This is a genomic window from Brevibacillus laterosporus (genome assembly GCF_030489605.1).
Taxonomy (GTDB): Bacteria; Bacillota; Bacilli; order Brevibacillales; family Brevibacillaceae; genus Brevibacillus_B; species Brevibacillus_B laterosporus_E.
In genome coordinates this window covers 22550-46944 of sequence record NZ_JAUKFY010000004.1, presented here as the reverse complement: position 1 = coordinate 46944, position 24395 = coordinate 22550, and the positions used below count along the sequence as shown (strand labels likewise).

The window sequence follows — 24395 nt, the reverse complement described above, 5'->3', positions numbered from 1 at the left end:
TACATGAGCAGAGGTGAAATATGAAGACTAACAACGCACAAATTCAGAAAATATATTCACTAACTTCGACCCAAGAAGGAATGCTGTTTCATTCCATGATTGATCGTTCGTCGGGAACATACTATCAGCAAGCTGTTTTTACAGTAGATGGCTTGCTTCAGCCAGAACTTTTGGAGAAAAGCTTTAATACCCTGATCGAACGGTACGAGATTTTTCGAACGATGTTTGTATATGAGAAGATTCAAACGCCAAAACAGATTGTATTAAAGGAACGACCACTACAAATCCAGGTTGTCGATATATCACATCTTGATGAGGAAAAGAAAGAGTCTTATATCGATGAATTTGTTCGAGCAGATCGTTTAAAAGGGTTTGATCTTACTCATGATACTTTATTTAGAGTTACAGTCATTCAAGCGGGAATTGATAGCTTCTACATTGTTTGGGGATTTCATCATATCCTTATGGATGGATGGTCATCAAGTATTATCCTAGATGAGCTTTTTCATATTTACGATTGTCTTCGAAATGAAAAAAAATGCGAGCTTAAAACGGTGCAGCCCTTTAGCCAGTTCGTCAAATGGCTAGAGCAACAAAATCATGAGGAAGCGAGCGCCTACTGGAAACAATATCTGGAGCAATATGAGCAGCCAAGAGGTCTTCCAGCCTTTGGTGAAGGGAGTACATCTGGAAAATTTAAACACGGGGAAGTTATCTTTGAATTAGATGAAAAGCTTACCGAAAAGCTAATACAAATTTCTAAGAAACGCCAAGTTACGATCAATACAATATTTGAGGCATGCTTCGGTGTCTTTTTGCAGAAGTACAGCAATCATACAGATGTTGTATTCGGTTCGGTTGTTTCGGGGCGCCCTCCTACGCTAATCGGTAGTGATGAAATGGTTGGTTTGTTTATTAATACCGTTCCAAAACGAGTGAAATGCGAAGAAAACCAGATTTTCTCATCCCTATTACAAAAGATACAGCAAGCTTCACTTGAGTCTAAAGATTATGAGTACTATCCTCTTTATGAGATTCAATCACAATCTCAGTTGAAGCAAGAGCTTATTTCACACCTTTTGATTTTTGATAATTATCCACTTTCAAAAGGATTAGAACGTTTGCAAGATAAACAAAACATGGGCTTTTCTGTAACAGACATCCAATTTACTGAACATCCAAATTATGATTTAACCTTGCATATTCAACTTGATCAAGTAGTCAAACTAAAAATTATTTTTAATGAACTGGTTTACATAAAAGAACAAGCGGAACAATTCAAGAAGCATTTTATGCACATCCTACAAACGGTGACATCTGAACCGGATAGTTTGATCGCTCAGATAGAATTATTGGATCAAGCGGAAAAAAATCATATCATTCATACATTCACGAATGAGGATCAAGTCTTTTGTGATGAAAAAACAATTCAAGAATGGTTCCAGGATCAAGTCACGAAAATTCCAGATGAGATCGCGATCGTTTATCGCGATAAAACATTGACTTATCGTCAATTAGACGAGCTTTCTACCCAACTAGCCCATTATTTGCGGGGACAGTATCAAATTAAGCCGAATGATTTGGTCGGGATCATGCTAGATCGTAGTGAGCAGATGATCGTAGCTCTGCTAGCTATTTTAAAATCCGGGGCAGCGTATGTACCTATTGATCCAACGTATCCAGTTGAGCGCATTCGTTATATTATCAACGATAGTCAAATGAAAGTGCTTGTAACAAAATTATGTTTTCAAAACCGAATTGGTGATAGATCTGAAACGGCCATCCTACACCTTGATGAGGTAGATGCTAAGCTGGTAAATCAATCAATTACTGTCCTGAATGGGATAAACAAAGGATCCGATTTGGCCTATGTGATTTATACATCCGGTTCGACAGGTAATCCAAAAGGCGTAATGGTCACGCATGCAAATGTAAGCAACTTTTTTACAGCGATGGATCAAAAGCTGCAGCCAAATAAAACGGATGCTTTTTTATCAGTAACAACGATTTCCTTTGATATTTCTGTTCTAGAACTATTCTGGACGCTAACACGCGGAATTCAAGTTGTCATAAGCCCTGATGAGACGTACGAAAACTACGACAGTTTTTTAACGAATAAGGAACGTCCCCAAATGGATTTTAGCGTATTCTTTTTTTCAAGCTACGACCATCAACGGGTAGATGATAAATATTCATTGCTTTTGGAAACAACCAAGTTCGCAGACGAGCATGGCTTTAATGCTGTCTGGACTCCGGAACGTCATTTTCACGAGTTCGGTGGACTATATCCTAATCCGTCCGTAATCAGTTCAGCGCTTGCTATGATTACCCAAAACTTGCAGATCCGTTCTGGTAGCATCGTATCTCCCTTGCATGACTCTCTGCGCATCGCTGAGGAATGGTCAGTCGTAGATAATCTTTCAAAGGGACGTGTTGGCCTATCATTTGCACCGGGCTGGCATGTAGACGACTTCGCTTTACGTCCGGAAAACTACGAAGAGCGTTATGACCTTATGTTTAAACAAATAAAGGAAGTCCGCCAATTATGGCGCGGGGACAAAGTAACGCGTATAAATGGAAAGGGATACCCTGTAGAAGTTCAAGCATTTCCAAAACCAATTCAATCAGAGGTTCCCGTTTGGGTGACAACAACAGGAACAGCGGAATCCTTTATTGAAGCTGGAAAAATGGGAGCCAACATTTTAACGCATTTTCTTGGACAGGACATTTATCAATTAGAAAAAAATATTCGTCTTTATCATGAGACCCTCCGCGAGAATGGGTATGATCCAAAGCTGTTCAAGGTGTCACTCATGCTGCATACCTTTATTGATGATGATCTTGATTATGTACATGACAAAGTAAAAAAACCATTTTGTGACTATTTAAGATCTAGTGTTAGCTTGATACGTAATCTGGCTAAAAATCTGAATATCGGAACAGATATGCTGGATATGAGCAACGTATCAGAGGAGGATATTGAACAAATTCTGGAAGTCGCTTTTCAACGCTATTGGAATACGGCGACCTTACTTGGAACACCGGAAACTTGCAATAAATTAGTTGAGCAGCTCTATCATATTGGTGTGACTGAAATCGCTTGTTTACTCGACTTTGGTATTGATCATGCTTCTGTTGTTCAAAGCTTGCATCACTTAGCTGCTTTCAAGGATAAGTACGCTAGAAAAAGCGAGGTTAAAGCTATAGCCAGCGATACAACTCCGAGCATCCGTCCGATAACCATGATGCAAACGACACCGTCACGGCTCAAGATGATTGCTGCTGATCCTGGCTCTCAGAATTTTTTACAATCTCTTACGACTTTGCTGGTGGGCGGTGAGGCTTTCCCTGCTTCTTTAATGCATCAGCTGCAAAGGCAAACCAAGGCAAGCATATACAACATGTATGGCCCGACTGAAACAACAATTTGGTCGGCGATCCATCAGATAGCGAAGACAGATCAAATTGCCTACATTGGGAAACCGGTTGCTAACACCCAGATCTTTATTCTTGATGAGCATCATCATATTCTACCGATTGGGGTGATCGGTGAGATTTATATCGGTGGAAAAGGAGTCGTGAAAGGTTACTGGAATCAAGAGAATTTGACTAGTGAGAAATTTATTCCGAATCCATTTTCTTCCGATCCGCAGTCTCGATTGTACCAAACAGGTGATTTGGGTCGATATCGAGCGGATGGAACACTTGAATTTATAGATCGGAAAGATTATCAGGTCAAAATACGTGGCTATCGCATGGAGCTAGGCGAGATTGAAACAGCGATCCTTAAACATCCAGATATTGCAGAAGCAGCGGTTGCTACTCAAACGGATGAACATGATGATAAGCAACTCGTTGCCTACATTGTCTGGAGTGCGGGAACAAATAAAATAAACAAAAATGTAACGCAACTGCGCAGTTTCCTTGCGGAGAGGTTACCTGGCTATATGATCCCTGCGTATTTTGCTTCTCTGGAACAATTGCCTTTAACTCCAAACGGCAAAATAGATCGGAGTGCTTTACCAGCAGATTGGATCTTGATAGACACGGGCGTTGAATATGTGGAGGCTTCCAATGATAAAGAGGATGCATTAGTTGCTGTTTGGCAAAAAGTCCTAGGTGTCGATAATGTAAGCGTTCATGACAATTTCTTTTCGCTAGGCGGAGATTCGATACGTGCGATACAAGTGTCTTCCTTAATTCAGAAATACCAATACAAAATTCAAATTCATGATTTATTCAAGTACCCAACCATTAGAGAGCTTTCTATGCATGTCAAACAAATGAAAACAAAACGGACAACGAACCAATTAGTTGAGGGGAACGTACGTCTAACACCTATTCAGCATTGGTTCTTTCAGCAAAATGTAACAGATGCCCATCACTACAATCACGCAGTCATGCTTCATCAGGAACAAGGCTGGGACGAGCTATTGCTCCAAAAGGTATTTACACGGCTTGTTGAACACCATGATGCCCTGCGTATGACGTTTCATGTGGAAGGGGAGCAAGTTATACAGAATATTCGTGGACTTACAGATCGGCTGTTTGATTATAGAGTGTTAGATTTCAGGGGTAAGCATGTGACGCCAGCTATGATCGAAGCCGAAGCAACGAATCTTCAGGCAGGATTTAAGCTTAGCGCAGGTCCGTTGATCGCGATTGGACACTTTAAAACGGATCAGGGTGATCATTTATTGATAGCGATTCATCATTTAGTAGTTGATGGAATCTCTTGGAGAATTCTGCTTGAAGATCTTGCCAGCGGTTATATACAGTCACAAAACGGAGAAGCAATTTCTTTTCAGGATAAAACCGATTCCTTTAAAGAATGGTCAACAGAGCTTCATGTTTATGCCAATAGTCAAACCATTCTAAAGGAATCTATTTATTGGGAGCAACTGGCTAACGTACCAATAGCATCCTTGCCACAGGATCATATTGTCATTGATGATCGGATGCAGGATAGCAAGACATTAACCATGCATCTTAATCAGGAAGAGACTACCCATTTATTAAAGGAAGTTCACCATGCTTACAACACAGAAATAAATGACATATTGTTAACGGCACTTGCTCTTACGATGAGAGAGTGGACTGGTGAAAATCACGCTCTTATACATTTAGAAGGCCATGGTAGGGAGCCGATCAGTGAGAATATAGACATTTCGCGGACGGTTGGCTGGTTTACCTCTCTTTATCCTGTGTTGCTTGAAACAAAAGATGCAGATATCGCCTACCATATTAAATATACCAAAGAGTATCTGCGCAAGGTTCCGAATAAGGGAATTGGCTATGGCATCTTACGTTATTTAACATCTGCTGACATAGAGACCGTCAGCCATCTAAATGTAAAGCCGCAAATTATGTTCAATTACCTGGGGCAATTTGATCAGGATATCTCAACCGATGCTTTTACAATCTCACCTTTTAGCACAGGTCCAACCCTAGGTCGCTGGGTTCAAAGACAGTACAATTTTGAAATTGTTGGCATCATTCAGGATGGTGCATTGCGGCTTCACTTTGAATATAACCAAAACATGTACGATTTTAGTACAGTGCAAAATATTGTTGATGTATACAAAAAATATTTGCTTGGCATTATCGATCATTGTCTCAATAAGAAAGAAAAAGAAATCACTCCAAGCGATGTAGGGAATAATACGCTTTCCATTGAAGAGTTGGCTGATTATCTAGAGAATTTATAGAAAAAAAAGGAGCGATTTGTATGCTGCGTATAAAAGAGCTTGAGCATCAAATCATGATGGAAATGGAGCAGGCCCGTGTACCGGGCTTGGCCATCGCCATCATTCATAATAAGGAATTAGTTTATACAAAGGGATTTGGTGTAACTAGTGTGCAGGATTCGGGAGCAGCGGTAAGTCCACAAACATTATTTCGTATAGGCTCGATTTCTAAGCTGTTTACCGCTACGCTGATCATGAAATTAGTAGAAGATGGACTTCTTGATTTAGATACTCCCATCATCAATTACATTCCCTGGTTTTCACTTCAAAATCCGGCGTACAATGGTTTGTTAACTCTTCGGACTTTATTGAGCCATTCGGCAGGATTTAATAACGGCGGAGATTATCTCGGAAGTCGCGAATCAGATGGGTTGCGGCGACATGTTTCTGAGGAGCTCTCTAAAATGAAATTGATGGCTCCGCCGGGAAAGCTTCATACATACAGTAATTTTCATTACAATCTGGCAGGCTGCGTAGCAGAAGAGGTTACAGGAAAGGCTTTTGCCGCCTTAATTCAGGAAGTAGTCTTTGCTCCTCTAAAAATGAACAGCAGCACATATGATCCACTGTTTGCAATGACCCATTCACTGGCGTTGCCGCATTATATACAAGATGATCAGATTTGTGTCCTGCACCGCTTTGTAGAAAATACAGCGTATTATCCATCCTTTTTTGCTATGTCAACAGTGACAGATTTAGCTACGTTTGCCCTTTTACATATGAATAAGGGATGCTATTTGGATAAACAATTCCTTCAGGCCCAATACGTCCAGCAAATGCATGAATATAACACACCATTATTTAACACGTATCAAAGTGGGTTTGGATTGGGATTTTTCTTGCAGGAAACAGGGACAGGTCATCGTATCTCCCGACATTTTGGCGATATTAGCAGCTATAGTGGTGATTTTGTTATGAACACGGAGGCGGGGAGTGCTGTCATTATCCTTAATAATCGTCCCTTTCCGCATGAAAAAATTATCCGTCTCGTGTTCGATCAATTGCAATTACCGCTTGTCCAAGCAAAAACATCCGCAGAGCTTCTCAAAGATCGTAATAACGCCGAGGAATGCTCAGGCATCGCGGGAACCTTCTTTGGCGCTAACGTAGGATTGATAGAAATTACGAAGGAGGATCAGTCGCTATTAACCTTAAATAACCAACCTATTAGGCTACAGCTAAGGACAGGCGATTTTTTGCAGGGATATGACGAAGAGGGCAATCATGTGCTGAATCTGAAAGTGATAAGGGAAAGTGACGGTTGCGTGCAGTATCTTATGATCAATAACAATCGCTGTCACCGTTACATGTTGCCAGATGATCGGGCGTCTTTATCACAAGAGGAACTAGAAGCTTGCTGTGGGACTTATTCACACCACGGATTTCCGGACTGGGTTTATCATGTAACGTATCAGGATCATAAACTTATCATGGAAGAGGATGGGGTTACAGATGTTCTGATCCCAATGGAACATGGTTTATTTGTCAGTGATACTTTTAAATCGGTGCAATTTCACCTTGACGAGCAAGGTCAGGTTCCCTATTTTCATCTCCATGGCACTTGGAAAATGCAACGATTATAACGTCTAGAGGAATCATCTACCTTTTACATCCAGGAGGCTTGCATTCATGACGACTAGCAAAATCACAGAAAATCTCATACTCTCTCATGAAAAATTAGAAAAAGAAGAAGCATACTGGCTAGATCAAATGAACGGGATTAGTGCGCTTTCTACGTTTCCGATTGAATTTTTACGTACATCGCTGGAGGAATTTCGAAAGGGAGTTATCACTCATTCGTTTTCAGCAGAGCTCACAAATAAAATTCGGATGATTGCAAATCAATCTCCATATGCAATCTTGACGATTCTTGCGACTGCTCTTGCAGATCTTCTTTCACGCTACACCGAAGCAGATGATATTGTTTTTAGTACACCTGTCTTTAAACAAAAGCAAGAATTGAAAATCGTTAATAAATTACTACCGTTACGTATTCAGGTACAGCGAAATAAGATGACGTTTAAGCAGTTACTTATGCAAATGAGTAAAAACATCAAGGAAGCTAGCCAAAATTCCAACTATCCTTTTTACCAGGTGATGAAAAAAGCTGGATTGCAGGTTGAAGATGGGATATTTCCTTTATGTAATACATGCATTATGCTAGACGACATCCACGAGAAAAACAGTGTAAGCCAAATAAAAACTGACTCGCTCTTTAGCTTTTCTCAGAAAAAGGATAATCTACAACTCATCCTTGAATATAATGCCAGTTTGTATAGTCATGATCGGATGCAAATGATCGTTCGTCATCTTGACAATTATCTCTCTGAAGTGATGAGAGAACCGGATAAAAGCTTACTGGAAATCTCATTCTTAGATGAAGCTGATCGTCGTCAGTTACTTTATGATTTTAACGCGAGTAGCTTTGACTATCCACGCGATAAATCAATATCCCAGCTTTTCGAAGAGCAGGTAGAACGGACGCCTGATCGGATTGCTGTGGTATTCGAAGGGAAAACATTAACCTATCGTGAATTAAATGAGCGTGCGAATCAAGTGGCGTGGTTTTTACATGAACAAGGTGTAAATGCGGGGACAATAGTTGGTTTTATGGTGGAACGTTCTCTTGAATTATTAATTGGTATCCTTGGTATTGTTAAATCAGGTGCGACATATCTACAAGTCGATCCTGATTATCCAAAAGAGCGAATCCACTATTTATTAACACATTCTCAAGCCTCTGTGATACTAACCCAACAAAAACATAAACATAACTGCAAACAAGAACAAGCTCGCACTTTCATCATCGAAGAGATTTTAACCAAAGCAACTGCTCCTAGGGAAAACGTAAACCTACCTTATCGACCTGAAGATATTCTGTATGTTCTCTATACATCAGGTTCTACAGGGAATCCAAAAGGAGCTATGATTAGACATCATTCGTTTGTTAATCTTTTATACTGGTATATCAAGAAGCTGTCGTTTTCCGAGAATGAACGGGCTTTGCTGATTGCTCCCAACAGTTTTGATTTGGCGCAAAAAAATTTGTTTAGCGTGCTGCTAGTTGGAGGAAGATTAATCATCTATTCCCCGGGTCCTTTCGATTATCGTCAGATGTCTACTGTGATCGAGAGAGAGCAGATAACCACGATTAACTGCGCTCCTAGTGCATTTTATCCCTTACTTGATGAAAATGTTGACAATGATTTTGCTAAGCTAAGAAGTATTCGCCACATCAGTCTTGGCGGTGAACCGATCAACATGGTTAAACTACAGCGTTGGATCAAATCGTCCCATTTTAAAGCAGAGTTATCTAACACATATGGTCCAACTGAGTGTACAGATATTTCTGGATACCATATCTTAACCAAGGAGGAATTACAGCAAATTACTACGGTTCCTGTTGGCAAACCAATCCATAACGTTAAGCTTTATATCTTAGATAAATATTTGCAACTGCTTCCTCCGGGGATTCCGGGTGAATTATGTATTGGCGGGGAAGGAGTGGGGAATGGGTACTTTAACGCTCCAGAGCTGACGAAAGAGCTTTTTATTGATACACCGCACCTGTGTGTCCCGCGTGTCTATCGAACTGGTGATTTAATGCGTTGGCTCAAAAGCGGTGATCTGGAGTTTATGGGGAGAATGGATCATCAGGTAAAAATTCGAGGTTTTCGTATCGAGCTGGAAGAAATAGAAGCAAGACTATTACAATTCCCTGGCATGAGAGAAGTGATTGTTCTTGATAAAACAGACGAGGATGGGATCAAATATTTAGTTGCTTATTTCGTTTCAGAAAATGAAGTAACCCTTGATCAAATTTCCAAGTTTGCTCAAAGCCATTTACCAGATTATATGGTTCCGTCTCAATTTATGCAGTTACCTGAATTTCCGCTTACTCCAAATGGGAAAATCAATAGATTATCCCTAGCTCAATTGAAAGATTACCTTACTTCAGCTACTTCATATGAGGCTGCTAAAACACCTTTGCAAGAGGAATTGGTACGGATTTGGAAGGATATTTTGAAGCTAGACAAAATCGGAATACAGGATCATTTTTTTCGGATAGGAGGTCATTCCCTAAAGGCAATGACGCTGGTCACTATCCTGTACAAAGAACTCAATGTGAGTCTTTCGGTCAAACAAATTTTTGAACATCCTACCGTTGAGTCACTAGCGCAGTTGATTGAAGTGTCTGGAGACTCTGCCTTTATCCAAAACCGATTGGAGCCAGTGGAAGAGCGTCCGTATTACCCCATTTCTGCTGCCCAAAGGAGAATGCTGATTGTTGATGAGCTGAATCAAGGGGATACAAGCTATAACATTCCTACTTGCGTAATCATTGAAGGAGCAGTCAATCCCGCACGTTTTGAAACAGCTCTTACTCAACTAATCGAGCGTCATGAAGCACTCCGCACCTCATTTGAGTGGCAAGGAGAAGAGCAGGTTCAACGAATACATAAACAGGTAACCTTTCGTATGAGTCAGCGCAAGATACAAGAGGATGAGCTTCGCGATGTCATTCAAGAATTCATCAAACCGTTCCATTTAACACAGGCCCCTCTGTTTCGCGTCGGCTTATATGAACTAGGCCCAGAGCGTCATTTCTTGATCATGGACATGCACCATATCATTTCTGATGGTATATCTATGGGAATCCTGATTGAGGATTTGATTGATTTATATAAAGGAAAGGAACTTTTGCCATTACCTATCCAATACAAGGATTTCACACATTGGCAGAATCAATGGTTTGCTTCTGAGCAGGTAAAGAAACAAGAACTATATTGGGCCGATACGTTCGCTGTTCAGCCCCCGGTTCTACGCTTGCTGACCGATTATCCGCGCCCTCCAATACGTACAAATGCTGGAGGACGAATTTCTTTTACGCTTCCTAAGGCTGAAAGTGAAGAACTTTATCAAATCGCTCAAGATCGTGAATCTACCTTATATATGCTTCTGTTAGCAGCCTATAATATATTGCTGTACAAATGTACGGGACAGGAGGATATTGTTGTTGGTACCGCAGTAGCGGGAAGACAGCATGCTGATCTGGAAAGAGTGGTAGGGATGTTTATTAACACCCTAGCAATGCGTAATTATCCTCAAGCTTCGAAAACATTTGAGGAATTCTTTGCAGAAATAAAGATACGAACTCTTCAAGCGTTCGACCATCAAGATTATCCCTTTGATGCTCTAGTAGAAAAACTTAAAATCCCAAGAGATACGAGTCGAACACCGCTATTTCAAACGATGCTTACTTTACAAAATATGAACCAAGCAAGGATAGAGTCAGAAGAATTAACTTATATAGCCTATGACTTTGCGGATACTACCTCCAAAATGGATTTATCCATCATTGCTGTTGAGAGGCCTGAAGAGGGACTGTTATTTGATCTGTACTATTCAAGTAACTTGTTCAAAAGAGAAACGGCGGAGGACTTGGGGCAAGCATATTTGCAAATCTTAAAGCAAATCCCAGCTCGCCTCGACAAGACAATCGCTAGTTTTGAGCTTAGAAGCAACTCAGATGAGCGTAATTCCTCAGATCTACCAGATGCCTTTGAGGATGAAGAATTCGATTTTTAATGCAACCTTTAAAAACAGTGTAGCAGCAAGGGAATCTTTTCCTGCTTCTACATTGTTTTTTTCATTTTCGAAGTGGACCGAGTTAGCAGAAAGAGGTCTTTGCATTTTTAAAAAGAAGTATCCAATTTTTTCTATTATGTGCATAATCATCCATGAACACCGCATACTTAACATACAGTCTAAGGACATGTAGAGGTGATTGCATGCCCAAACATTCATTTTTTAAACGAAGCATGAGAAAAGGACACGTGCAAGCTGATTCTACTATTACTACATCACTGGAAGAGAATATAAATCAAATACTGTCGAAGCTTGATCAGATGCCAGATCTAACCGTACAACGCTTTTCGTGGAATCAAGGCGAAGAAGCAGCCATTTTATATATGGAGGAGCTTTCTGATAAAAAATTAATCTATGAAGATGTACTTACTCCTATGTTAAAAGACATGACGTCACTTACACAAATTGAGGATTCTTCCTTAATAAGCTGTAAGATGAAGCCAACACGCTCGCTAGAGGAGATTGTGCAAAGCTTATTAATAGGTAAAAGCATCTTACTGTTTCATCACCATGCTACAGCTTATCAGGTCAATACAATTTCATATCCCGATCGTTCTATGGAAGAGCCGTATCTTGAGCCAACAATCAAAGGTGCGCATGATGGCTTCGTAGAGAATGCTTCGAAAAACCTTGGTTTACTACGCAGGTACATACCTAGCCCAGATTTAAAGCTTCGGCAGCTAAAAATTGGAGAGCGGGGAAAAGTCACTATTACCATGGCCTATTTGGAGGATGTGGCTAATCCAAAGGTCATCGAGGAATTGGAGCGGCGCATTCAAGAACTCAGTCTGGATGTCATTATAAATATCGGTGAATTGCAGCAATTAATCTCGAAGAATACATTCACAGTATTTCCGCAGTTTTTGGTGACAGAACGTCCTGATACTACAGCAATGCAAATTTTAAAAGGGCGAGTCGCTGTTATCATGGATCGCTCCCCAGGAGTACTTATTGCACCAATGGATCTGGTTGGTTTTTTGCAAACGAAGGATGATTATAATGTCAATTGGCTGTTAGCTTCGTTTGTGCGGGTGATACGCTATATCGCTTTTATGATTTCCCTTGTGCTTCCGGCTTTTTATGTGGCGACAATTTCGTTTCACTTTGAAGTCATTCCCTTAAAGCTGTTATTATCCATTGGAGAATCAAGAGAAAAAGTGCCTTTTCCGCCCGTATTAGAGGCTTTAGTAATGGAATTATCATTGGAGATGCTTAGGGAAGCGGGATTGCGTCTGCCGGGACCAATCGGCCAAACGGTTAGTATTGTAGGTGGGATTGTAATTGGTCAGGCGGCAGTTCAGGCTGGTATTGTAAGCAACATCATGGTAATTGTGGTATCCATTACAGCAATTGCTTCCTTTATCATTCCTTACTACGATATGTCATCTACCATTCGTTTACTTCGCTTTCCGATGATGATGCTTGCTTATTTCTTTGGCTATGTAGGAATTATCATGGGTTTAATGATCATGTTTATCCATCTTATTACGCTAACCTCTATTGGAACACCGTATGGTTCGCCGTTTGCTCCTGTTCGAATGAAAGAATGGAAAGATGCTGTTGTACTTACTGCGCCAAAATATTTGACAACCAGACCTCATAGTGCAACTCCATTGCAAGAAAAGAAGAAAAAGGCTACTGATCCAACAGATAGGTGATGGTAGATGGGTGATGTGAAGCATAATCAAATAACGCTGTATCAATATATTTTTTTAATTGCGGGTAATCAGGTAGGCTTGGGGATTTTATATATTCCGCGAGATTTAGCTCGTGAAGTAGGAATAGATGGCTGGATATCTATTGTGTTGAGTTGGATCATCGTGTGTATAGCTAGTATCATGATCACCAAAATGATGGCCAGAAATCCCGAACTTACGCTATTCCAGTCTTTACATATCTATTGTGGTCCAATTGTTGGCCGGATCATGTATTTTTTGATAGCGCTCCACCTCGTCGTGTTTACCTATGCAATAGTAGCAGGGTCTATTTTTTCAACCCAGGTATGGGTTCTACAGAGAATTTCGAGCTTTTGGTTAATGAGCTTATTTGTTATCCCCATTTATATGCTGTGTTCTCATGGATTTAAGAACATAGCTCGCTATGCTCAATTTGCCATTTTGATAAGTATGTGGATGCCTTTGCTGTTGTTTTTTCCCTTACAATACGCTAATCCATTCTATCTGCTTCCTATCATGCGGGAAGGACTAGAACCGGTGATAAAAGGTGTTATGCCAGCCATTACCTTCTTTTGGGGTTTTGAGATGATCATGTTTTTCTATCCTTTCTTAAAGGATAAATCAAAAGCAACAGCAGGTGCTCTTATTGCCAATACGATTTCAATGCTGGTTTTGCTGTTTGTCACCATCATCTGCTTTCTCTTTTTTTCACAGGAACAAGTAGCTAACTATATGTGGCCCACGCTTACCTTATTAAAGGTAGTGGAGTTTCCGTTTTTAGAGCGTTTTGAAGTCATCTTTCTGTCGTTTTATTTGTTTGTTCTTTCGATATCATGGATTACCCTCAGCTATTTTTCCGTCTATACCGTAGAGAATCTATGCCATGCTGAGATGAAGAAGAAACACTTTCTGATTTTTTTAGGAGGTCTTGTAGTCATTTCGCTTTTTTATTCGCCTAGCTTTTTAGACATCCGTCATTTTTTAGAGATAGCACAGCCCCTCAGCTATTTCGTGAGCTATTTGTTCCCTCCAATCTTCTTACTGTATCTTGTCCTATTTCAAAAGGTCATACAGAGGAGGCGAGAGAGATGATTAACAAGGAATACCTTCACATGTTTCTGTGGATCGCTCTGCTCTCTTTTTTAATGAGCGGATGCTCGCAACGAATCAATATTGAGAATGCAACGTTTAATTTAACACTTGGTTTGGATAAAAAAGGAAGCAATCTTTATTACTATTCAGTAAGCCCTATTTTTAATGAAGATGCTTCTAATAAAGTAGAAACACATGAAGTCAGAGCAGATAGTATTCGTAACGCGCGTAATTTTTTTGATGCCAGCTCTATTGGATTGTTAACTACTGCCAAACTCCAGCAGGTTTTGATTGGAAGGGAATTATTGGAATCACATGATGTCTTTCCCTTATTAGATGTTTTGTATCGGGATGTGACTAGTGCTAGTAATGCGAATGTTTTAATGGTGGATGGGCCGGTAAAGGATGTGATTATGTTCGATGCAAAAAACAAGCCCCGTCTGCCCATATATCTTGGTCAGTTAATTGATTCGACAGCAGTGCGTAACCTGATTTCGCGTACTACGTTACTCGATTTTCAATGGACGGTATTGGAGAAGACGATTACACCTTATATGGGAGTTGTTCGTAAAGAAAAAAATCAATTGAAGATAAAAGGGACGGCTTTATTAAATCAGCAAGGAAAGGCTGTAACGACGCTTTCTCTTCAGGAGACTGCGATTATGCATATGCTTCAGCGCATTCATAAAGGCTTGTTTTCCCTGACGTTACCTCTGAAGGAAACAAAAAATAAAGCGGAGAGTAAAATTATAAGCGCTACCTTTGAGCGTGTGACTCGCAAGGTGGAACTAGTAAAAAACGATAATCAATTTTACTATAAAATCCAGTTAAAAATGGATGCAATCCTGAATGAAAGCGTACATTTATTTCCTGAGCAGAACACCATGCAATCAATTGAGAAGTTTCTTGAAAAAGCAGTAAAAAAAGAAACAGAGAAGGTAATAAAAAAAATCCAGCAGCACAAAGTAGATCCTCTAGGACTAGGAGATTACATGAGAGCGTACTATTATCAGGATTGGAAAAACATGCAGATGGACTGGGGAAGTGCACTTGCAAGGATAACTATTATGATTGAGCCGGAAATTAGGGTAATTTTCAACGGCTTAGTTCAAGAATAACAGGGCAATAGTTACGCTATACAAAACAGAGAAAAGCGAGTAGAATAACTGTATTATAACAGATGAGGGGGAGAACGTGTTATGGTGTCATGGGAACAAGTAGAGCATATGCCATTAGAACAAGTCGTAGATGAAGTAATTAAACGACACACTAGCATTCATGCAAGTTGGAGCATTCCTCCTCGATCGAAACAACTGTCTACTGCTCACCTAGTCACGGCGGATACCTTATTGTGCCAGATTAGTTTATCGAAAAGCCTGCACCGTTGGCTAAATATGCAGAGCACAGAGCCTGGGGATTTATTGCTTGCTTGGACGAATATCGGACTTTTAGTGGAAGGTACGATGAAATGGTTTCTTAGCGTTTTTCATGAGGAAGTCCGGCATGAATGGGAGAACCAAGTAATCAAGTTTCAAGATCACTATTCCCAAGAATCATTTTTATACATGATGCGAAAATTTTTTCATCAACGTATTTGGTTTGGAAAGGGAGACTTCGATCGCTGGGTGATGCATGTTCACGAATGCCGCTTCTATGGTCTGAGCGAACATCAACAATTACAAAGCCGTATGGAGCGATTTGATGAAGCTGTTCGTGTTTATTTACACTTTTTACGGTTTCACCAGGAATTGGTTGAACAGCAATTCATTCATCGGGGAGAAGAGAGTACAAGGTAAACGGTAAAGATCCAAAAGGATATAGGCATCTCTTGAGGGGCTAAAAGGAGGTGCCTATTTTATTTTGGTAAAAACGTTACAACTTCTCACAATTTACAGCAAAAACAAAGTATACTAGAAGCAGAGAAAACAAGGAGGAAAAGTACCATGCATAAAGAATTATCACCCGCTTTTGAACAATTAAAGAACGAGCATGGTCCGCTCCGGCAATTAATGGAAGAATTGTATGAGCAAGCCGTTACGATGGGGAAAACAGGTGATGAGAAAAGCTATGTTCAAAGTCTGCGTTCATTAGAAGAAAAGGTAGACAGTTTCTTGCTTATGCTAGAAAAGCACGCCGAACGTGAAGAATCCTTTTTTTTCCCCATGATATTTAAGCTAACGGGTGGAGAGAACGGACCTATTGCAGTCATGGAAGAGGAACACCGAGAAGCAAAGCAGCATTTAGTACATTTCAAAGAAAAAATGAGCACGGTAGGTGTAACGATTGACAAGAACTCAGCTATTATGACGGCCGATCCTGTAGCAAAAGCCTACGTAGTTTTATCCGATCACTTTATGAAGGAAGAGATGGTTCTTTTTCCAATGGCAAACCAACTGCTTTTAGAGGAACAGAAGGACGAGCTGCAGAGACAGTTAACTGAAGCAGACAGAAAAAAACAGGGGTAACCAAATCGGATAAAGGAGACTGTTCAACGTCTGAGCAGTCTCTGCGACAGTCACTGCTGCATGAACTAGAAAAGGTTTTATTTATGACGAAACATTCTGAAAACATACCAAATCCATATATAATAAAGAGTAATAGTGGGGAGGTATGGAAGTGAGAGAAATTCAACGAACGCGCCGCAATACATTAGGGGATATGATCAGAAGAAGCAGCCGTCGTTTTCCGAAAAAAATAGCTTTGCGCTTTAAAAGGGAGGAGGTTACTTATCAGCAGCTCGATTCATTAATTAACCAAACAGCTCAATATATCTGCTCTCGGGGGCTGCAAACAGGTGATCGGGCTGCTGTACTATCCTGTAACTCACTTGATTTTGTAATTGTTACGTTCGCTTTAGCTAAAGCGGGGGTTATTATGGTTCCGATCAACTATATGCTGAATGTAGAGGATGTTGCCTATATCATGGGACATGCAGAGATTCAGGCTTGTTTTGTTGCGCCAGAATTCCTAGCTGTAGCAGATAATGCGAATGTGATTGCGAACTGTGAGCTGCGACTGCGAGCCATCATATCAAGCCCTGCCGATCCTATTGGGGAATGGATGCCATTGCGTAGGATGATTGCTCACTTGCCAACAGAGGAGCCTGATGTGGACTTGGATGATGATGACGTCGCTCACATCATGTATACAAGTGGTACAGAGTCCAAGCCAAAAGGCGTGATGCTTACTCATAAAAACTTGATAGCGCAATACATGAGTGTAATCTTAGATGGTGATATGACGGAGCAGGATATTTTGGTTCATGCTTTGCCGTTATTCCACTCCGCCCAGCTTCATTGTTTCTTAGGCCCTCATTTATATGTCGGTGCAAGCGGTATTATTTTACAACATGCTACACCTGCACTGATGCTTGAGACGGTAGAACAATACGGGGCAACACAGCTTTTCTGTCCGCCTACTGTTTGGATCGCCTTATTGCGTTCCGAGGATTTTACAGCTCGTAATTTATCTTCTTTACAAAAATGCTACTACGGAGCTGCCGTCATGCCTGTAGAGATTATCAAAGAGCTTAGTATGCGCTTACCTCAATGCAAGCTGTATAATTTTTACGGACAAACAGAAGTAGCTCCGCTAGCCACCGTATTAAAACCGCATGATCAGCTTCGCAAAACAGGCTCGGCTGGGAAGCCTGCCTTACATGTAGAAACAAAAATTGTTGATGATTCAGGTAACGAAGTGCCGATTGGTCATATCGGCGAGATTGTTCATCGGAGCAGTCATATCATGCTTGGCTATTTTAAGGATGAGGATAAAACGAGAAATGCTTTTCAAGGGGGCTGGTTTCATAGCGGAGACCTCGGAATCATGGATGAAGAGGGCTATATAACAGTGGTAGATCGCAAGAAGGATATGATTAAAACGGGAGGTGAAAACGTAGCTAGTCGTGAAATTGAAGAATGGATTTATCAGCACCCCAAGGTTTCCGAGGTGGCAGTGATCGGTATTCCGCATCCGTATTGGATTGAAGCAGTTACAGCGATTGTAGTGCCGAAAGCAGGGGAAGAAATAGAAACAAAAGAATTATTGCAATTTTGTAAAAAGGGACTCGCCTCCTTTAAAGTGCCTAAGTTTATTGTGGTCACGGATCAGCTACCGCGCAATCCTAGCGGGAAAATTTTGAAAAGAGACCTACGCATACAATACCAGACGTTGAGTGAAGTGGAAAAATAACATTGATAAGCTTTGCTGGGAAGCCTTTTTCGTAACGGAAAAAAGGCTTCTTTTTCATAAGGAGCAAGGCAAGGAGAGAGGTGATTATGAAACGTGGTTCAATAAGGATAAATTTTTAACGTATTAGCAATTCTAGTATAGATCGTATAAAATGGTTGACTTAAACTTTAGTTGTAACTATAATGGTTACATATTGATGAGACAGAAGCACGGTATCACATTGTCTGTGAATTCCTAGCAGTGGAATAGTATATACTTGAATCTTTTTATGTAACTAGCATGCATGGTTATGACAATAGGATCATAAATGGAAAGATGAGGTAATGTAACGATGACGATAAAAATTAAAGCTTATTCTGATTTTATATGTCCATTTTGTTTTTTAGGAAAAGGTCCTTTAGATGAGATCGTGAAGGAAAAGGATGTAGAAGTAGAATGGATGCCATTTGAATTGCGTCCAAGTCCTTCTTCAAAAATTGATCCATGGAAGGAGCCTGACAAGCTAGGCTCCTGGGATTCATTTATTCTGCCGACGGCTAAAAAACTGGGAATTGAAATGCGTTTGCCGCGTGTTTCACCGCATCCATATACACACTTGGCATTTGAAGCCTATCAGTACGCGAAGGAAAAGGGAAAAGGCAATGAGTATCACCATAGAGTGTTTTCAGCCTTTTTCCAAGAAGAACAAAACATTGAAGATATTGATGTACTCACAAAACTAGCGGGTGAAGTTGGACTTGATATGGATGAGTGCAGGGAAGCCTTGGTAACACGAAAATATAAAGAAGTGCATCAGAAGCTATTAAAGCATGCCTATGAAGAAGCCCAAATCACGGCTGTTCCAACGCTCGTGATAGGTGACGAAGTGGTACAGGGATTAGCTAGCAAGGAAACGTTAGCAAAAATTATTGATAAGCAGCTAGATAAAAATAAGACAAATGAGTTTGATGGATTGCAATGCTCTCTGGACGGGGAATGCTAATAGATTGACATCAGACTAGCTTATCTGAATCTGGAGGATACTAATATGGGGCAACCAACTAACTTGGAAATCATTCGCAGAACATACGAGGGTCCATCTTCTTCTAACGCTCAGCATTTGCTTGAAGCTCTTTCGGATTTCGTAGAATGGACTGAAGCACCAGGCTTTCCATATGGTGGAACATACATTGGAGCAGAGGCTGTCATGCAAAATGTATTTAGCCGTTTGGCAACGGAATGGGACGATTTCAAGGCAAGCGTACACACTTATCATGAAGTAAACGAGAAGGATATCATTATCGTTGAAGGGGTTTATTCTGGAACGTATAAAGAAACAGGAAAAGCGTTTCAAGCAGAGTTTGTACACATTTATCACCTTCACGAGGGGAAAATTATCAAATTTAAACAATACGTTGATAGTCATGTTGTGCAACAGGCTTTGACCTTTTAAGTAATCATCAAACGTAAAAAACAGCCGTAGCATAAGTGAAGGACTTGAGGCAGCTAGGAACAAAGGATTCGATTGTTCTAGTTGCCTTTTTTATTTTTTGGCATTGTTTTGGTCGTTTCCATGCAGGAAATAAAATACCAATTTAATGCTATACTACATATGAATAGCCTTGCTTGAAGTTAAGGAAAAGAACCGTTCATGTATGCCTGACAGGCTGATCGCTTACTAATGGACCTTTTGGGTTGAAAGGGGAATCAGTAATGATGAAACTAGTACTTATTCGGCATGGGCAAAGTCTATGGAATCTCGAAAATAGGTTTACAGGATGGACAGATGTGGATTTGTCCGCGAATGGGCTTCAAGAAGCAAGAGAAGCAGGAATGATACTGAAGAAAAATGGGTATGTGTTTGACGTAGGCTACACCTCTGTTTTAAAAAGGGCAATTCGTACCTTGTGGATTGTTTTACATGAAATGGATCTCATGTGGATTCCTGTCCATAAAACATGGCAGTTAAATGAACGTCACTACGGGGCTCTTCAAGGCTTAAATAAGGCGGAAACGAGTCAAAAATATGGAGCAGAGCAGGTTCAATTATGGAGAAGGTCAACCGATGTACGTCCGCCTGCTCTGACAAAGGATGATGAGCGCTTTGAAGCCTCACATCCAAAATATAAAGCGTTAAAAGAAGGGGAATTTCCTCTCACTGAAAATCTTGAGGATACCGAAAAACGGGTTTTAGCCTATTGGAATACGGAAATTGCCCCTACACTGAAAAAAGGCCAAAAGGTCATTATTTCCGCTCATGGAAATACAATTCGGGCCTTAATCCAATATTTAGATCAAATATCGGCGGACGGTATTGTAAGTTTAAACATCCCGACTGGTATTCCGCTTGTATATGAATTGGATAATCAATTAAACCCAATTAGTCATTACTATTTAAGTATGGACGGCAAGGTTCCTGAAGGCCAAATTCCCAAGCATATTGATATGCATTAACTAAGATTATTTGGCATTGGAGTATCTATTTTTCCACAATGAATTGGAGGGAGTGAAGGTAAAATGAAGATGCAACGCGGAAAATTTGAAGGATTACAAAGATTATCGAATGACAAAGGAGTAATCGCTGCTTTAGCCATTGACCAGAGGGGTTCTATGAAGAAAATGATTCAAAAAGTCAAAGGAGACTCTTATCATATAGAACAGGTCAAGATTTTTAAAGAGGCTGTTTCCCGTGAATTAACTCCTTATGTTAGTGCGATCCTATTAGATCTAGAAACAGGAGAATACGGTATTAAGGCAAAGGATGATCGAGCAGGATTGTTGCTTTCTTATGAGAAAACAGGATATGATGCTGCGGAACCAGGGCGTTTACCAGATGTGATAGAAGATTTGTCTGCTCTCCGAATAAAAGAGCAAGGAGGAGATGCAGTTAAGATTTTAGTCTACTATGATCCTGACGAACCTACTGAAATTAATGAAATAAAGCATGCATTCCTAGAAAGAATAGGAGCGGAATGCAGAGCGGTAGATATACCTCTTTTTGTGGAGCCTATTGTTTATGATCAGTTTGTGGAAGACACAAAAAGCATTGAGTTTGCAAAAATAAAGCCTGCTAAAGTAAAGGCGTCCATTCGAGAATTCTCGAAGCCACGTTATGGGATTGATGTATTAAAGGTAGAGGTTCCTGTTAACTTCAACTATGTTGAGGGATTTGGAGATGGAGAGTATGCCTATACGAGAGAGGAAGCTGCCAGTCATTTTAAAGAAGCTTCAGACCTAGCTACCTTACCCTTTATCTATTTAAGTGCAGGCGTTACATCGGAATTATTCCGGAAAACCATTGAGTTCGCGATCGAAGCTGAGTCTGCCTTTTGTGGTGTACTTTGTGGACGGGCTACTTGGTTTGACGGCGTAGCTGCTTTTGGAGAAGGAGAGGAGGAGGGGTTGCGTCAGTGGCTTCAAACCCAGGGGAAGTATAATATTGATCATTTAAACGAATTATTAGATAAAGCTTCTCCATGGTGGTCCATTTATGGAAAGATAGAAGACATCCAAATTATAGACTAGTTCCATTACGCCTTTGTGAAGTAATACTAAATATAGATAGAACATAAGAGAGTAAAACCAGTGCATTGCTGTCAAAACAGGAGTGTACTGGTTTTTTTGTCTTTGTACGTGAGAAAAAAGATAAGATTGGGGAATTATGAGAACGATTACATAAATATCTTGACGAAAACAATTACCTTATTTTAAAATTAAAACGAAAATAATTTTCAACATAGAACTGGGGAGAAGAAAATGAGCGGATTCTTTGAACAAGCACAGCGCTTTGGGAAATCATTCATGCTACCTATCGCTGTTCTTCCTGCTGCAGGTTTATTACTTGGTATTGGAGGAGCATTATCGAATCCCAATACTTTGGTAGCGTATCCATTTTTGGATGTACCTTGGTTACAAGCCATTTTCACCATTATGAGCTCAGCGGGTTCTATTGTGTTTGCTAACCTAGCTATCATCTTTGCTGTTGGGATTGCAGTAGGTTTGGCTCGTTCTGATAAAGGAACCGCTGGACTGGCAGCAGTATTGGGTTATTTAGTGATGAACGCCACTATTAACGCGATGCTCATTATTACAAGCAAGCTAGCAACTGAGAATTTGGCAGCCGTTGGTCAAGGAATGACGCTTGGTATTCAAACATTAGAAACCGGGGTTTTCGGAGGTGCTGTCGTTGGTGTTTTAACAGCTCTTCTGCATAATCGGTACAACAAGGTTGAACTGCCTCAATTTTTAGGATTCTTTGGTGGTTCACGTTTTATTCCTATCATCACTTCATTTGCCTCTATTTTGCTGGGAGTAGCTATGTTTCTTGTATGGCCACCTATTCAATCAGGAATTTTCAAGCTAGGTGGCTTCGTTGAATCAACAGGATACATTGGAACATTCTTCTATGGATTTATTCTTCGTCTACTAGGTCCTTTTGGCTTGCATCATATTTTCTACATGCCATTCTGGACGACCGGCCTTGGTGGCTCGTTGGTCGTTAATGGAACATTAGTAGAAGGAACCCAGAAAATTTTCTTCGCCCAATTGGCGGATCCAAACACAACGCAATTTTATATTGGAACGGCTCGCTTTATGTCAGGACGCTTTATTACCATGATGTTTGGACTATTGGGAGCGGTACTGGCCATGTATCAATGTGTGAAGCCAGAGAATCGCAAAAAAGTTGCCGGTCTACTGCTTTCGGCCGGTCTAACTTGCTTTTTGACAGGAATTACGGAGCCGATTGAATTTTCATTCCTGTTCATTGCCCCTGCGTTATATGCTGTGCATGCATTCTTTGATGGTCTAGCGTTTATGATGGCTCATATTTTCCAGATTACGATTGGTCAAACCTTCTCCGGTGGCTTTATTGACTTTGTTCTGTTTGGAATTCTGCAAGGTACTGCCAAAACTAACTGGTTATATGTTCCGGTAATTGGTGTTTTCTGGTTCTTCCTGTACTACTTCACTTTCCGTTTTGCGATTAAGAAATTTAATATAAAAACCCCTGGACGCGAAACTGATCAGGGTTCAAATGAAGCTGAGACGGATGGAGCGCAAACAAGTCGTGCCGTTACTATTATTGAAGCCTTAGGTGGAAGCGAAAATATTAAAGATGTGGATTGCTGCGCGACCCGCCTGCGTATGACTGTTTTTGACGGTGAAAAAGTGTCTGAAGAAGAGCTGAAGAAGACAGGAGCAAAAGGTGTCATTATGAAGGGAAACGGCGTTCAAGTTATTTATGGACCACACGTGACTATCATTAAAAATGAAATTGAAGAAACATTGGGAGTGTAGGTACCGTGAATGAGATCACAAACGAAGTAATAAAAGAACAAATTAAACATGGCTTGGTAGTATCATGTCAGGCATTGCCTGATGAGCCCTTGCACAGCGCTTTTATCATGGGGAGAATGGCACGGGCTGCTGAGGAAGGCGGTGCTGTTGGCATTCGTGCCAACACGAGGGAAGATATTGCAGAAATTAAAAAACAGGTCAAGCTACCTATTATAGGAATTGTTAAACGCGATTACGACGATTCAGAAATTTATATCACTCCGACCATGAAAGAAATAGATGAACTAGTCGAGACAGGTTGTGAAATTATTGCATTAGATGCAACTGATCGAATTCGACCAGCCGGGAAAACACTAGAACGATTTGTTCAGGAAATAAAAGAGAAATACCCGTCCCAATTGCTAATGGCGGATGTTGCGACTTTAACAGAAGCGAAAAAGGCAGAGGAGCTTGGTTTTGATTTTGTCTCTACTACTCTCGTTGGCTACACCCCTCAGAGTATCGGGCAAAGGCTGTACGATAACGGTTTTTCCCTTTTGCAAGACATACTTGCAAGTATTTGTGTGCCAGTGATTGCGGAGGGAAATATCTTGACTCCTGATATGGCCAAGCGCTGCTTACAGCTAGGGGTTTATGCTGTAGTTGTAGGAGGAGCGATAACGCGTCCGCAGCAGATTACAAAACGTTTTGCTGATCAGCTTTCGAAAGCATAATAATCAGCCTATCACTCTATTAGTACGAGAAAGACAGATGTAGAGTCTAA

15 protein-coding genes are annotated in these 24395 nt (G+C 40.5%); all 15 read left to right on the top strand.

The genetic code is table 11. From position 1 onward, the window contains the following. The first annotated feature begins 20 nt into the window (after positions 1–20). The 15 genes from QZ995_RS05720 to QZ995_RS05650 all read left to right on the top strand — a co-directional run bounded on the left by QZ995_RS05720 (position 21) and on the right by QZ995_RS05650 (position 24345). Positions 21–5708, top strand: a complete 5688-nt coding sequence (locus tag QZ995_RS05720; RefSeq protein WP_301804215.1) for a MupA/Atu3671 family FMN-dependent luciferase-like monooxygenase — start codon at positions 21–23, stop codon at positions 5706–5708. A gap of 20 nt (positions 5709–5728) precedes the next feature. Continuing rightward, on the top strand, positions 5729–7330 hold the full coding sequence (locus QZ995_RS05715) for a serine hydrolase domain-containing protein (RefSeq protein WP_301804213.1): 1602 nt from the start codon (positions 5729–5731) through the stop codon (positions 7328–7330). A gap of 46 nt (positions 7331–7376) precedes the next feature. Continuing rightward, complete coding sequence (locus QZ995_RS05710) at positions 7377–11336, top strand: amino acid adenylation domain-containing protein (protein ID WP_301804210.1); 3960 nt, start codon at positions 7377–7379, stop codon at positions 11334–11336. A 203-nt stretch (positions 11337–11539) separates the two neighbouring features. Then, a complete protein-coding gene (locus QZ995_RS05705; RefSeq protein ID WP_301804208.1) occupies positions 11540–13054 on the top strand; it encodes a spore germination protein in 1515 nt (504 codons plus the stop codon). A 6-nt stretch (positions 13055–13060) separates the two neighbouring features. Then, positions 13061–14164, top strand: a complete 1104-nt coding sequence (locus QZ995_RS05700) for a GerAB/ArcD/ProY family transporter (RefSeq protein ID WP_301804205.1) — start codon at positions 13061–13063, stop codon at positions 14162–14164. After that, positions 14161–15282, top strand: coding sequence for a Ger(x)C family spore germination protein (locus QZ995_RS05695; protein WP_301804202.1), 1122 nt, complete (start codon positions 14161–14163; stop codon positions 15280–15282). Before QZ995_RS05700 ends, QZ995_RS05695 begins: the two co-directional genes overlap by 4 nt. 81 nt (positions 15283–15363) lie before the next feature. After that, positions 15364–15960: a hypothetical protein gene (locus QZ995_RS05690; protein ID WP_301804197.1), complete on the top strand. Its 597-nt coding sequence runs from the start codon at positions 15364–15366 to the stop codon at positions 15958–15960. A gap of 147 nt (positions 15961–16107) precedes the next feature. Then, a complete protein-coding gene (locus QZ995_RS05685; protein ID WP_301804194.1) occupies positions 16108–16629 on the top strand; it encodes a hemerythrin domain-containing protein in 522 nt (173 codons plus the stop codon). Positions 16630–16780: 151 nt separating this feature from the next. Next, on the top strand, positions 16781–18355 hold the full coding sequence (locus QZ995_RS05680; RefSeq protein WP_301804191.1) for a fatty acyl-CoA synthetase: 1575 nt from the start codon (positions 16781–16783) through the stop codon (positions 18353–18355). A 331-nt stretch (positions 18356–18686) separates the two neighbouring features. After that, positions 18687–19337, top strand: a complete 651-nt coding sequence (locus QZ995_RS05675; RefSeq protein ID WP_301804188.1) for a DsbA family oxidoreductase — start codon at positions 18687–18689, stop codon at positions 19335–19337. Between the two features lie 45 nt (positions 19338–19382). Further along, positions 19383–19787, top strand: coding sequence for a nuclear transport factor 2 family protein (locus tag QZ995_RS05670; RefSeq protein WP_301804186.1), 405 nt, complete (start codon positions 19383–19385; stop codon positions 19785–19787). A 260-nt stretch (positions 19788–20047) separates the two neighbouring features. Continuing rightward, a complete protein-coding gene (gpmA, locus tag QZ995_RS05665) occupies positions 20048–20788 on the top strand; it encodes a 2,3-diphosphoglycerate-dependent phosphoglycerate mutase (RefSeq protein ID WP_301804184.1) in 741 nt (246 codons plus the stop codon). A gap of 63 nt (positions 20789–20851) precedes the next feature. After that, entirely contained in the window at positions 20852–21859 is a 1008-nt protein-coding gene (locus QZ995_RS05660; protein ID WP_301804181.1) for a tagatose 1,6-diphosphate aldolase, read from the top strand. A gap of 231 nt (positions 21860–22090) precedes the next feature. Next, positions 22091–23632 carry a PTS transporter subunit EIIC gene (locus QZ995_RS05655; protein ID WP_301804179.1) on the top strand — a complete coding sequence of 514 codons (1542 nt, stop codon included), beginning with the start codon at positions 22091–22093 and terminating at the stop codon, positions 23630–23632. Between the two features lie 29 nt (positions 23633–23661). Beyond that, positions 23662–24345, top strand: a complete 684-nt coding sequence (locus QZ995_RS05650; RefSeq protein WP_301804852.1) for an N-acetylmannosamine-6-phosphate 2-epimerase — start codon at positions 23662–23664, stop codon at positions 24343–24345. Positions 24346–24395: the final 50 nt, after the last annotated feature.

Coding starts and splice junctions, on each gene's coding strand:
- QZ995_RS05720 (WP_301804215.1), top strand. CDS start 21: ATGAAGACTAACAACGCACAAATTCAGAAAATATATTCACTAACTTCG.
- QZ995_RS05715 (WP_301804213.1), top strand. CDS start 5,729: ATGCTGCGTATAAAAGAGCTTGAGCATCAAATCATGATGGAAATGGAG.
- QZ995_RS05710 (WP_301804210.1), top strand. CDS start 7,377: ATGACGACTAGCAAAATCACAGAAAATCTCATACTCTCTCATGAAAAA.
- QZ995_RS05705 (WP_301804208.1), top strand. CDS start 11,540: ATGCCCAAACATTCATTTTTTAAACGAAGCATGAGAAAAGGACACGTG.
- QZ995_RS05700 (WP_301804205.1), top strand. CDS start 13,061: ATGGGTGATGTGAAGCATAATCAAATAACGCTGTATCAATATATTTTT.
- QZ995_RS05695 (WP_301804202.1), top strand. CDS start 14,161: ATGATTAACAAGGAATACCTTCACATGTTTCTGTGGATCGCTCTGCTC.
- QZ995_RS05690 (WP_301804197.1), top strand. CDS start 15,364: ATGGTGTCATGGGAACAAGTAGAGCATATGCCATTAGAACAAGTCGTA.
- QZ995_RS05685 (WP_301804194.1), top strand. CDS start 16,108: ATGCATAAAGAATTATCACCCGCTTTTGAACAATTAAAGAACGAGCAT.
- QZ995_RS05675 (WP_301804188.1), top strand. CDS start 18,687: ATGACGATAAAAATTAAAGCTTATTCTGATTTTATATGTCCATTTTGT.
- QZ995_RS05670 (WP_301804186.1), top strand. CDS start 19,383: ATGGGGCAACCAACTAACTTGGAAATCATTCGCAGAACATACGAGGGT.
- gpmA (WP_301804184.1), top strand. CDS start 20,048: ATGATGAAACTAGTACTTATTCGGCATGGGCAAAGTCTATGGAATCTC.
- QZ995_RS05660 (WP_301804181.1), top strand. CDS start 20,852: ATGAAGATGCAACGCGGAAAATTTGAAGGATTACAAAGATTATCGAAT.
- QZ995_RS05655 (WP_301804179.1), top strand. CDS start 22,091: ATGAGCGGATTCTTTGAACAAGCACAGCGCTTTGGGAAATCATTCATG.